This is a genomic window from Paenibacillus tabacirhizosphaerae, from assembly GCF_040812395.1.
Lineage (GTDB): Bacteria > Bacillota > Bacilli > Paenibacillales > NBRC-103111 > Paenibacillus_E.
In genome coordinates this window covers 370,066-381,489 of the sequence record NZ_JBFNXH010000006.1, presented here as the reverse complement: position 1 = coordinate 381,489, position 11,424 = coordinate 370,066, and the positions used below count along the sequence as shown (strand labels likewise).

General features: G+C 47.1%; 8 protein-coding genes, 3 tRNA genes and 1 rRNA gene. 8 read left to right on the top strand and 4 right to left on the bottom strand.

Annotated features, from left to right (window positions below; genetic code table 11):
- The 7 genes from ABRS97_RS14225 to ABRS97_RS14195 all read left to right on the top strand — a co-directional run.
- Positions 1-109: ribosomal RNA gene (locus ABRS97_RS14225) — 23S ribosomal RNA — on the top strand; the annotation flags it as partial.
- 139 nt (positions 110-248) lie between these two features.
- Positions 249-321 (top strand) — tRNA-His (locus ABRS97_RS14220).
- Positions 322-337: 16 nt separating this feature from the next.
- A tRNA-Gln gene (locus ABRS97_RS14215) sits at positions 338-409 on the top strand.
- 16 nt (positions 410-425) lie between these two features.
- A tRNA-Leu gene (locus ABRS97_RS14210) sits at positions 426-507 on the top strand.
- 288 nt (positions 508-795) lie between these two features.
- On the top strand, positions 796-1,176 hold the full coding sequence (locus ABRS97_RS14205; RefSeq protein ID WP_367814877.1) for a MerR family transcriptional regulator: 381 nt from the start codon (positions 796-798) through the stop codon (positions 1,174-1,176).
- The gene (locus ABRS97_RS14200) at positions 1,173-2,051 is read left to right on the top strand and encodes an NAD(P)-dependent oxidoreductase (RefSeq protein WP_367814875.1); all 879 of its coding nucleotides are present in this window, start codon (positions 1,173-1,175) and stop codon (positions 2,049-2,051) included. The genes ABRS97_RS14205 and ABRS97_RS14200 overlap by 4 nt, the downstream gene beginning before the upstream one ends.
- Before the next feature lie 448 nt (positions 2,052-2,499).
- Positions 2,500-3,027 (top strand): DUF6385 domain-containing protein, encoded by a 528-nt coding sequence (locus ABRS97_RS14195; RefSeq protein WP_367814873.1) that lies wholly within the window; start codon positions 2,500-2,502, stop codon positions 3,025-3,027.
- Between the two features lie 29 nt (positions 3,028-3,056).
- Here ABRS97_RS14195 and ABRS97_RS14190 read toward each other — a convergent pair whose 3' ends face one another.
- The 4 genes from ABRS97_RS14190 to ABRS97_RS14175 all read right to left on the bottom strand — a co-directional run bounded on the left by ABRS97_RS14190 (position 3,057) and on the right by ABRS97_RS14175 (position 9,409).
- Positions 3,057-4,895, bottom strand: coding sequence for a glycosyltransferase (locus tag ABRS97_RS14190; RefSeq protein ID WP_367814871.1), 1,839 nt, complete (start codon positions 4,893-4,895; stop codon positions 3,057-3,059).
- Between the two features lie 2 nt (positions 4,896-4,897).
- Positions 4,898-6,790 carry a tetratricopeptide repeat-containing glycosyltransferase family 2 protein gene (locus tag ABRS97_RS14185; RefSeq protein WP_367814869.1) on the bottom strand — a complete coding sequence of 631 codons (1,893 nt, stop codon included), beginning with the start codon at positions 6,788-6,790 and terminating at the stop codon, positions 4,898-4,900.
- Positions 6,783-8,333 (bottom strand): tetratricopeptide repeat protein, encoded by a 1,551-nt coding sequence (locus tag ABRS97_RS14180; protein WP_367814867.1) that lies wholly within the window; start codon positions 8,331-8,333, stop codon positions 6,783-6,785. Before ABRS97_RS14180 ends, ABRS97_RS14185 begins: the two co-directional genes overlap by 8 nt.
- 86 nt (positions 8,334-8,419) lie before the next feature.
- The gene (locus ABRS97_RS14175; protein ID WP_367814865.1) at positions 8,420-9,409 is read right to left on the bottom strand and encodes a DUF6385 domain-containing protein; all 990 of its coding nucleotides are present in this window, start codon (positions 9,407-9,409) and stop codon (positions 8,420-8,422) included.
- Between the two features lie 217 nt (positions 9,410-9,626).
- Between ABRS97_RS14175 and ABRS97_RS14170 the strand changes: the two genes are divergently transcribed.
- Positions 9,627-11,396 (top strand): glycosyltransferase, encoded by a 1,770-nt coding sequence (locus tag ABRS97_RS14170; protein WP_367814863.1) that lies wholly within the window; start codon positions 9,627-9,629, stop codon positions 11,394-11,396.
- The last annotated feature ends 28 nt before the right edge of the window (positions 11,397-11,424 follow it).

Genomic DNA, 11,424 nt, shown 5'->3' with positions numbered 1-11,424 from the left:
ATTTCCCAGTATGTAAGACCCCTTGTAGACGACGAGGTTGATAGGTTCGAGGTGGAAGTGCAGCAATGCATGCAGCTGACGAATACTAATCGGTCGAGGGCTTAACCAAAACAATCCCAAGCAAGTGAAGCAGAAGCTGACGAAGCGATTGCCGAATACTTGATTGGGGTCCAGAAAACAACTGGTTAACAAATACCTACTTTACGCAAGTTTCGTATCTAGTCTTCAGGGAATAAATCCCTACTGTGGCGATCGTGGCGAAGGGGTTAACGCACTGGTTTGTGGATCCAGCATTCGTGGGTTCAAGTCCCATCGGTCGCCCTTTTCCCTTTAATAATGGGGATTAGCCAAGCGGTAAGGCAACGGACTTTGACTCCGTCATGCCTAGGTTCGAATCCTAGATCCCCAGTTTTTAAATTTCATACGCGGTCGTGGTGGAACGGCAGACACACCATCTTGAGGGGGTGGCGCTCACAAGGCGTGAGGGTTCAAATCCCTCCGACCGCATCCCAAGAAAAGCCTTGATCTATAAGGCTTTTTTTCTTTTACCGTCCTGTGTGGAGATTTCAAACAGTAGCCATATCTGTGGTAGCAAAAAGGCAGCAATCTTAGAAGCCGTTGTTCAGGCGTCTTAGCTTGCTGCCTTTTTGTTTTGAAGATTATTTTAACGAGTGCAATGATGATTCCATCGTTCAAACCCTGCGATCGCAGAGTAAGTGAATTTTAGTACTTGACTTGGAGTGCACTCCAAGTTGTATGCTGACTTTAGGGTTGCATTCAGGAAGGAGGTCCAGCATGTCGAAAATAACAATCAAGCAAGCTGCAGAGCAGACGGGCTTGTCGGAAGATACTTTACGTTATTATGAAAAGATCGGATTACTTCCACGTGCTCAGCGGGAGCAGAACGGTCATCGCTACTACAATACTGAAGACATGAAGCGTATTTTATTTCTTATCCGTTTAAAATCAACGGGAATGCCGATTCAGCAAATGAGCCACTTTTTGCAATTAGCACTTCAAGGTGATACGACGGCAAGTGAAAGACATGCAATGCTGGAAGAGCGAAGCAGGGCAATCGAGGCGCAGATCGAATCGTTGGCGGAGACGCTTGGTATGGTAAATGAAAAACTGAAATTATACGAAACGATTATGAAACAAATGGAGGTTATCAGATGAAACGAATCGGATGGATCGGCATCGGTGCGATGGGGGAACCGATGGTTGACAATTTGCTAAAAGCTGGATTTGAAGTTACGATTTATAATCGTACCCGGAAGAAGGCAGAAGATCTGCTTGCTCGAGGCGCTAAGTGGGCAGACTCGCCACGAAAGGTCGCAGAAAGCAGCGAGGTCGTGCTGACGATGGTAACGGGTGCAGCGGCCATGGACGAGATCATGGGAACAGAGCAAGGTTTACTGGCCGGCCTGACCAAGGGCCATATATGGATTGACATGAGTACGGTCGGTCCTATCTATTCGCAGCGGATTGCGAAAGAAGTTCATGCGAAAGGTGCAAACTTTCTGGAAGCGCCGGTAGCAGGTTCGATCATGCAGGCCAGAGAAGCAAGTTTGCTTATTCTTGTTGGCGGACCGAAGGATATTTTCGATGCATGCGAGCCAATATTGTCTGTACTTGGACGCAAATTATTCTACTTTGGTGAACACGGTATGGGCAACAATGCGAAACTAGCCATTAACACGTTGCTTGCACTAAACGTTCATGCCATATCGGAGACGCTGGTTCTAGCCGAAAAGATGGGACTAGACCGCGAGCAAATTTTGGAGTTGTTCCTTGACTCACCGCTCGCTACGAAGCTATTGCAATTCAAACAAAGCTTATTCGTCAACGAGGAATTTCCTCCCTCCTTCTCGCTGAATTTAATGGAAAAAGATGTGGGCCTAATCATGGAGACGGCGCGTATCCTCGAGACGCCATTGCCTGGAGTAGCTGCCGCTCAGTCGCTGATTATAGCTGCTAAAGCAAAGGGGAAGGGCGATCTAGACATGACAGCTGTATTCCTTGAATTGAAAGAATTGGCTGCCTTGAAGTAGCTCAAGCATTCCTCTCTGTTCAATGGAAAAGAGCATGAAATTTATTGAACTGATGAAGCAAACTACCGACCGAGCTGGGTAATAGATAGAAAAGACACCAGAAGGCGGGATTTTAAAAGGACAAAAACTGGTGGGCGCCATCGTACATCCTGACATTAAGGGGGTGGCGCTCACACAGGCGTGAGGGTTCAAATCCCTCCGACTGCATCCTAGTTGCAAACTATTATAAATTTAAATCACTTTCTATCAGAAGTAAAAATTCTGGTAGGAAGTGGTTTTTTTGCTATCAAGCAATTAGGAAATTATTACTCGGCCATGGCGATTCTCATGAGCTTACAAAGTCACGAAGGTTGAAGCATTGACCTTGAGCTTTTTTGCATTGCGCCGTTTCGCTATATGCTTGATTCGAATATAGTGGAAATTATTAACGAAAACGGAGGGGCTTTGGATGCGTGTACGGAAATGTTTAAAAGGTGTACAGCGATCTTTCCCATGCAGCCACCGTAGTAAGTTGAAGAAGAAGTTGGGTTGCTGTGTTTGCCGAAAAAGATCCGCATTCCCTCACAAAAAGCGCATGAAGCCGAAGCCTTCTTGGAAGAAACGATGTTGCAATATTTACCCGATTATTAAAAAACTTCGAGTACGATTTGAGTCAAAGAAGTTCATTGAGGATGAGCGGCTGAATGTACTTACAGGGGACGATTGGAAGCCCTCGCTTCAAGTCAATTCCTCTTTATTGAGCTTATATTCGTATTCTGTCGTTAATCGTGGACAATACCCGAGTGAGATCAAGGTGGAGATTAGTCCTAATGGATCTGATTTTATGCGGGATTCGCAGTTAGTTGTAGCTCCTGGTGCAACACAAGTCATCGTTCCTATCCGATATTTGAAGTACACGCGTTTCAGTGTGAAATCCCAGAAGGCGGATCAACCGACACGGCTGGACATTTATTTTCAGGCGCAAACTGCCGGCTAATCGGGGGATTGCGCCTAACTGCCGCCTCCTTATGACTCGGCTAAAAATAGGAGACAAGCGTATTCATCCGAGTTATGAAGAACGCCATAGAGGCCGATTCGCGGCTCAAGCAGCTGAGGATAATCCTCCTTTACTTTGTTAAACAAAAGAAGGCTTTCTTCTTTGTTTCCTATGACGTGCGCCAATTGGGCGGTAAATATTCGGTCGCCGATCCGGCCTTTTCCAGTTTCGGAAAACAGCTTCTGCCAAATGATTTTCCGAACATGATCAGGAGAGCGGTAGATTGCGGAACGCCATGCTACGGGAACGGAAGGCTCATCGTTCAAGAGAAGTTGGCACCAATGCTGCCATATGAATAAAAAGCCTTCCCAAGACCTCACCATCAGCATCGCAAATGCGGCTTGTTCCAGGAGTGCTTTGTGATCTTCGTTCATCTTTTCACTGCGAAGCAGCTTATCAGCGAGCGCAGTAAGCTCGGGCCGGGTTTCATGAAAGTTTTGCAACGCCCATACATATAAAATAATGTGCCTCTCGGGAGTTTCTCGGACAAGCTGCTGCATTATTTCGAAGGCGATGTCCGGATTTCCAGCTTGGGCCGTCATAATAGCCCGGTAAAAAGCTAATTCCCGATCGAGATTGTTTTCCGTTTCAACCGTTGTATCAAGAAAAGGCAGAAGCCTGTCGCTCATCCCCCATTTCATGACAAGCGGACATATAAGCTTAAGGATCGAGGTTCTATGGGAACCTGGTATCGCTGCTTGCAGATCGGAGACTACCTTTTCAATCGGCAGGACGAGCAGGGCGAGATTAAGCCACCGCGGAAGTGCCTGTTGGTGATAGGATTCAGTGTGAAGACTGCGTTCAAGATGCCTTAAAGCCTCATTCCAGTTGCCAAGGCGCTGGTTAACAAGACCTAGCCAATAGTCCAAACGCTCGTGCTGCCGCGCATCGGAATAAGCAGTTGATTTGGCAATGCTTTTGAAACGATGGAAAGCTTCCTCAATTCGTCTTTCTTCCAATAGCAAAACACCATGCAATTCTTGCAGATCGGCATGGGTCGGTACGCGTAGGAGACCCGTTTCGGCTGCTTTAAGAGCTTCTGCGTACTGCCCTGAGCGCCAATAGGCAAAACACAGCTTATAAGCAAGGTCCGAAGCGTATCCGGCAGACGGAGGAACCTGTGGCAGAAGCGGTGATAGCAGCTCAGCAGCTTCTCGATAATGCTCCTGCAGGAAGGATTCTACGCCTATTGCATAACGGTAATACAAGGTATCGCTTTCCTCAAGAACGGCCTGTTCCAGAAGTTTGCGGTTGCGTGCTACTTTATTTTTCGATTGTATCAGTTGTCGTAGATAACCCAAGTGGGAAACAACTAGAGTGGAGTTGTTGATCGTCATTTTCGGGAAATGAATGGAAATTGACATCCCGATATCTTCATGTATGCGGCCGTGATAAGAAATACCGGGAAGATTGCGGAATAAACGGCATATGGTGTCTGTTTCGTAATCATCAGTCCGGGCGGAATCATAATGCCTTACTGTGACATAAAAACCTGCAGCCGCATGATTGGCGAGCAGGTTTTCGAAATATTCGGGATCGATGGGTTCCAGCCGTTCATCGGCATCGAGCACGAGAATCCAGTCGCCATGTGCTCGTTTCAAGGCATAGTTGCGTGCTTCGGCAAAATGGTCATTCCATTTCTGCCGATATACTTGTGCGCCCATCTGCTCGGCGATTGCTGCCGTCTGGTCCCTTGAGCCGGTGTCGACGACGATGATCTCGTCAACATAGGGCTTCGCAGTGCTCAAACATGTCCCGATATGCTCTTCTTCGTCGCAAACAATCATGCATAACGTCACGGTTGACATGGTCAGATCACCTCTTCCATGAACAGGTCATCGATTAGCGTCATGAGCCTTGGTCTGACATCGTTCCATAATGCGGTGTATGCGAAATTATCGTCCTCTTTTTGAAATAATTGATATATTCGCACATGAACAGTTTTGATCAGCTCGTAATGGCCCTTCAAACGCTGAACAGGATCAGGAAGCAGGTTCAGAATCTGGCGCCAAAAGGCTTGAAGCTGAGCTTGTAAAGCAAATAAATGCTCTTTTGAGGCGAGCATATACAAGAAATATAACTCGCTCCATAAGGCGGAATAGGCAGAAGCAGGCAAGTGCAGCGGGATGTCGAGCTTCTTTTCATTTAATAAATGCGCGTGCAGATGCAGGATAAGCTCTCTCGACGCTTCGGACTCTTGAGCGGCTTCAAGAGGAGACTGCTGCAGGCTCTTCTGTCTCTGCTTTCGTTTCAATTCCTTTTCCATCCTTCTCAGGCATCTTATCGCTGTTTGGTCGTCGTTACGGGAAAGTGCCGTATAGAACGCTTTCCTGTTCGTTTGACTTCGAGGGGCTGCAATTCTTGATTCTTTTGCCATGAGGATGCTAGGTCCTAGGAACCCACAGCGCATGAGCAACAGCAAACGATCATCCTGTTTTTCCAGAGGCAACTGCTTGTTCTCCAGAATGTCTGCAGCTTGTTCGTACAGGCCGAGCTGATAATAGGAAAGTGCGATACTCCACCAGGTTCTCGGTGATTCCAGATGAAACAGTGTCTCTATTTTTTCTGTAATGCCTTTGGCATCATAAAGACGAGCCAGGAGACTGATTAAGCGAAGAAATGGTGAAAGCAGGTTCGAATTAAACTTTAACGCATTTGCGTACCAATTAATCGCACCTTCGTAATCCTCTAACTGTTCACGGGTTTTGCCGAGGTGAAAGCTGGGACTATAAGTCCCCGCGCCACTAGCTGACGTATACTGAGGAGGAGCTTCCCCTATATCGATCGCTCTGCGAAATGCCGTCTCCGCTTGTTCCCATTGTCGCTGATGATAATGAATTCTGCCTATGGTGAGGAATAAATCAGGAAAATCGAGTAAAGCATCCGAAGCTTCGCTGCACAATTCGATCGCGTCTTCCCACAGGCCTAGCGCCTGCAAACAATTCGTTTCGCGAAGTATAACAACATGTCCAAAGCTGGTCATCCGCCAATCTACCACGGTTCGGGACAAGCGAAATTGTTCCAGTGCTTTCGCATAATCCCCTACTCGCATATATTCTACACCGAGATTGTAGCGATGAAAGCTTTCATTGTCTGTGTAGGCCAATTCTTGCTGCAATAGCTCCATATTCCGCTTTATTTTATTTTTTTTCTGTACAATTTCGGGTAAATACCCACCGTGATTCAATTGGATATTGGAATAGAGCAGTTGTGCAGATGGGTTCGCCGATAAGATGGGTTGAACGATCTGTTCATGGATTCTACCCACATATCGGTAGGCTGGCTTGTTGCGAAATAGTCGCAGGGAGGAAGAGATGGAGGATGCTCCTGAATTGTTGGTTTCCGAACCGATGTAATTGACAATTCGCACAAAAAAACCTTCCGTATCCGGCGCATTTTCCACAATCTGGCGCAGCTGCTTCCCTTGCCCTTCTTCTAATGATTCGTCAGCATCGAGTACAAGGATCCACTCGCCTGTGGCAAGATCAATTGATTCGTTGCGTGCAGCAGCAAAATCATGACGCCATGGTCGAATATGGATGGACGCACCTTCGCTCCGCGCGATGTCTATTGTTCGGTCTGTCGAACCCGTATCGATAACGATCCATTCATCGGCAGCCTCTTTAACACTTTGCAAGCAGCGAGCTATAACATCTTGTTCGTTTTTAACGATCATGCAGAGAGAGATGAGAGGTTTATTCATGGAAGTTTTTCCTCTCTGACCATTTCCAGCGAGTAATAGCATCGCTTTGTTCCATGCGTTTAATACCTAAGGCAACTTTTTTCGCTTCTTCCCGCAAGAAAACGGAAGAAGGAAAGATATACATGGATTCGTTTAAAAGAGCCTCACTTTGCCGTAAGCAGGCAAGTGCAAGGGCAGTGCGAAGTGATGCATCATTAGGCAATTGTGCTAGTAAATATTCAAACATTCCGGATGCTTGCTCGTAAGCTTTTCGGTAATATAAGATTTCCCCCAAATATCGGTAGCCTGTCTGATCGAGCGTATTGTCTTTCAGGGCGCGCAGAAAAAGAGCGGCAGACCGCATGACGTGACCTTGCCGAAATAAGCTGCAAGCAAGCGACAGCGGTGAAAGGCTAAAGGTTTGCAGCCTCTCTGCCAGCGGAAACAGGTGCAAAGCTATAGCCCGCTCTAGAAGTGCCTCCTGCTTGTAGGATGAAAGAGATGATACGATACCTTGTTCTGCATCATCCGCTAACAATATGCTACAAAGGAGATCATCCGTCGGGTGATTCTTCGAATAAGGATCTCCTTGATCAAGGAACAGCAGCACAGCTTCGGCGATCCTTCCGATCCGAATTAAGCAGTCAAAACGAATGCGGGTCAAATGCTGCATGCCCGTTTCCTCACGTTCGATCCGTTCCAGTGCCTTATTGTACATGCCAATTCGGTGCAAAAGACGAATCAGCCGTTCTTCTTTAATCGGATCTTTCACTAACCACTTTTCTATAGACACGAGAACTTCTTCTCCGTCGAATCCTTGTTGCATAAGCTCATCTGCCCAGTAATATAACGGATCCATATGCTGCCGTTCTGTAAAGGACATTTGAAAGGCAGCAGCAGCTTCCTCATATCGTTCGCATCTTGCTGCTTGAACACCGTGCGCGAGCCATAGCCTTGCCTGGTCACAAAGAGCAGGACCCTGTTCCGTTGAAAGATCGTGTTCGTTAAGACCCGCTTTCTCCAGCGACAGCGCCTTGAGACTAGTGGCATAGGCTTCTTCAAAGCGGTTCGTTTTTTCATATAAACATGATAGCGCAAATAGATCATTGGGCTTCAAGGAAGATTCATTAAGTATGTTGTGCACGTTTCCCCAATTAAGAGTATCGAAGAAATATAACAATTTAGCAGCAATGGATCTTCGTTCGCGATGATCGCTTCTTATTTCACTAGCCTCGAGGATAAGACCAGGCAGAGGCAATGGCGGTGCCAGATCGATGCATGCCAGCGGGGAAACGGATGAGATAATGTCCGTAGCATCGTATAAGCGGCGATAACGGCGATACTGCCAATCGATATGATTCCAGGCATGTTGGGGAATGTCAATTGTTTCATTGGAAAATTGCAGGAATACTTTCGGGGCGCCTGACTGGACAATTTGATGTTTCACTTCCTGCCAAGCAGCGCTTTTGTCTGAATCACATAGAATGACTGGAAATGAGGTTTGCTGAATGGAAACCGGCATCTCATTATCAACTATGAGCAAGACAACAGCAAGATCGGGCATACGCAGCAACTCCTTTTCCGGGCTAAAAGCATTCCATCCAAAAAAAAGAGGATAACGGGCGTTATCCTCCATCTTATGATGATCTTTTAAACTTGTGCATCGAGAAAAACGTCCACAGTAGCCGTTCCGAGTAGAGCCATTGCTAATGAAATCCGTGTGTATTTAGTAAATCGATTTGGTGTCAAAATGAGTCCGCCTGTCAGCAACCCGGTGACTGTTTGATCGATAATCCAACGAGCACCGTCCGAGCTAAGCTCCACACGTGCATTTACAGTAGCCGCACCGGAATTATTATAAATAACATAGGAGTAAACCTTGTACGGATATGTGCTTTGCGTAAGTGAAGCTGCTGCTATTGGCGTATAGGAAGTCCCACTGACGGTTATTCCAAGGGTGTTGAACTGATTAAAGTTGTTCTGGGAAATTGATGTAATCGTACCTCCTAGGATGGTAGCAGAGACGGTTCCACCCAATATCGTAGCGGAAACAGTTCCCCCGAGGATGGTAGCAGAGACCGTTCCAGCAAGTAGCGCGCTTAATGTACCGCCGACGATGGTAGCGGCCTGCACAGCGTTCAGCGTGCCGCCGACGATGGTAGCGGCCTGCACAGCGTTCAGCGTGCCGCCGACGATGGTAGCGGCTTGCACGGCGTTCAGCGTGCCGCCAACGATGGTAGCGGCTTGCACAGCGTTCAGCGTGCCGCCAACGATGGTAGCGGCTTGCACGGCGTTCAGCGTACCGCCAACAATGGTAGCGGCTTGCACAGCGCTCAGCGTGCCGCCAACGATGGTAGCGGCTTGCACAGCATTCAGCGTGCCGGCAGTAATGGTGGCGGAAACAGTACCGCCAACAATGGTAACGGCTTCGACTGCATTCAGCGTACCGGCAGTAATGGTAGCCGATACGGTTCCTCCTGTAATGGTCGCTCCCATGATAGCAGTTACCGTGTTGACATCGCCTACATTGAGTCGGCCTGTACTGTCTGTATTGAGCGGAAGTGAATTCGTTCCGTCGCTCCCGAATATGAGAGTTTGCAGCTCATTTGGATCCAGATTATACACGGAAAAGTTTGGCATCTGTTTTTCTCCTCCTTTCTTTTCTATCATCATACGTTTATTAAGATGAGCACGATATGGATAGAAACCATCCTAGCAACTGTTTCCAGTTGCCCGTTTCTCAAGTTCCAAGGCTATATCAAGACACATTGCTACTTAACTGCATATATTGCAATGATTATAGCGAAAATGCAGCGGCCTTATCAGGACATAGGGAAGACGGATGGGGTGACATCATTTGGAAGTAAAGAAGAAAATTAAAGAAATGCTCGATAATGGCCACAGTGATATTGCCAAGCTGTTGATTCGCGAATTTGAAGGGCTTTTTCCGCATGATGCGGATATGAATGTATGGAAAGCGGAGATCCATTTATTGGAGAACAAGCTCGATGAAGCGCAGCGAGTGCTCATTGAAGGCATTGGTTATGATCATCAGCGCTTCGATCTTTATTATAAATTAGCGGAAGTATATCGACTGAAGAAGGAACCGACATTGGCTGCAGGCTTGTACAAGCGTGCGATGGCCATGACGGAAGAGGAGTCGGAAAAAGCAACAATTGCTAAGACGATCAATGAAATCAGCGAATCGTCAAAATTAGTAAATCGCCCCCTAGTCAGCATTGTTGTGCTCGCTTTTAACCACGTGGAATATACCCAGCAGTGTATCGAAAGCATCTATCAATATACCTCTCATATTGATTTCGAGTTAATAACGGTGAACAATGGTTCCAGTGATGAGACCGGGAATTATTTCGCTCAATTGCCGAATTTCAAAAAAATTACACTTACAGCAAATGTCGGTCCTGTGAATGGCTTTAATGCAGGATTGATCGTTGCGGATGGCACCTACACGGCGAGCATCTCCAACGATTTCGTTGTCACATCAGGCTGGCTGGACAATTTGCTTACATGTATCGAGTCGGATGAAACGATTGGTTATGTCTCTCCTGGAGCTAGCTCTGTGTCGAACAACCAACGAATCGAATGTCCCGATACGGATCTCGAGGGCATACAGCGGTTTGCCGAGAGCTATAACATTTCAAACCCGGCTCTGTGGGAAGAAAGGGTCCGGCTCTTGCCTTGCGTTCTGATGGTACGGACAGAGCTGCTCCGACAAATTGGATATTTCGATCCTCGATTCAAGTATGGCGAATTCGCCGATGATGACATCTCCTTTCGGATTCGCAGAGCGGGATATAAACTCATTTTCGCCAAGGATACATTCACACACCATTTTGGCTCTGTCACGGGTGGGGAGGATCAGCGCAACCATCGTTCGCTGGAAGTCAGCCGTGAAATTTTCCACAGCAAATACGCCATTGATGCATGGGACGATACAGCTTTTGATTTCCATCTGATAAATGCCGCGCTCGAAAGCATAGAGCTTCAGCCGACTGGAAAAAAGCTGAGCGAGGTGCGCATTCTTGGCATCAATACGAAATGTGGAGCGACGCCGCTGCAACTGCGCAACAAGCTGCGAGAGGCCGGTTATGGTGAAGTGACAATCACCAATTATACGGATCAGCTTGCCTACATGGAGGATTTACTTACGGTATCCGATAATGCGACGCATGGACCGATTTCCGAGTTGAAAAGCACTCACGCTGCAGATCCATACGACATCATTTTGTTTGAAGGCGGTCTGGAATCCTACGTCCCCATCGATCATCTGATTGAGGACATTCATTCGCTGCTGCTCCGTGGAGGTTCATTCCTTTTTAAAATGCAAAATGGCGCTCATTTTCTGGAAATTACCCGCTCATTGAATGATAGATCGCCTTATTCGGCGCCACGTGTATCCAGTACGTTTTTTCATCTGCATCCACTCCTCGCCATGCTTGAAAGCAAACAGTTGGCTATTCAAAAAATAGTATTTGTTCAAAATCCCATACATCCACAATTAGCCGATCTGTATCAAATCATGGAACGATGGTCACAAAGCAGCGAGATTCTCATGGACGCACGGCTCTCCGTTTCAGAAATTATTATTGTAACGGGCGCTGTGTAAACTTTCAAGGGTGCTGGAGCGAAGGAGA